This is a genomic window from Alcanivorax sp. HI0044, assembly GCF_001634945.1.
Window position 1 is genome coordinate 1 of the sequence record NZ_LWEZ01000212.1, and the last position, 838, is coordinate 838.

The following is an 838-nucleotide window of genomic DNA, read 5'->3' on the forward strand; positions in this document are numbered from 1 at the left end:
CCTGGCAGCGCATCCGCGAATTGAAGCAGGCCATGCCAAAAACGCCACAGCAAATGCTGCTGCGTGGGCAGAACCTGTTGGGCTATCGCCACTATGCGGATGATGTGGTGGATACCTTTGTGGAACGTGCAGCGGAAAACGGCGTGGATGTGTTCCGTGTGTTTGATGCCATGAACGACATGCGCAATATCGAGCGGGCCATCGCCGCTGTGGTAAAGCAGGGCAAGCACGCCCAGGGCACTATCGCGTACACGGTCAGCCCGGTGCACACCATGGACATGTGGGTGGAGCAGGGCAAAGTGATCGAACAGATGGGCGCCCATTCTGTTGCCATTAAGGACATGGCCGGCCTGCTGCGCCCCGCCGTGGCGTTCGAGCTGGTGACGCGCCTGAAAGCTTCCCTGAATATTCCCGTGCACATGCAATCGCACGCGACCACGGGGCTGTCCACCGCCACAGCCCTGAAAGCGGCAGAAGCGGGCATCGACAACGTGGACACCGCCATCTCGTCCATGTCGATGACCTATGGTCATAGCCCAACGGAATCCGTGGTCGCCATGCTGGAAGGCACGGACCGGGATACCGGGCTGGATATCAAAAAACTGAATCGTATTGCCGGTTATTTTCGTCAGGTTCGCAAAAAGTACGCCGCCTTCGAAGGCAGCTTGCGCGGTGTGGATGCGCGCATCCTGGTGGCGCAGGTGCCCGGCGGCATGCTCACCAATATGGAAAGTCAGCTCAAGGAGCAGGGCGCAGCGGACCGGTTCGATGAAGTGCTGCAGGAAATTCCCGGCGTCCGTGAAGATCTGGGGTTCATTCCACTGGTGACGCCCACCTC

The 838-nt window shown here is 59.5% G+C and carries 1 protein-coding gene; it reads left to right on the forward strand.

The window, feature by feature from the left end; translation table 11 throughout:
• A partial coding sequence (locus A3730_RS02540) for a pyruvate carboxylase subunit B (RefSeq protein ID WP_156500824.1) occupies window positions 1–838 on the forward strand: 838 nt, incomplete at both ends.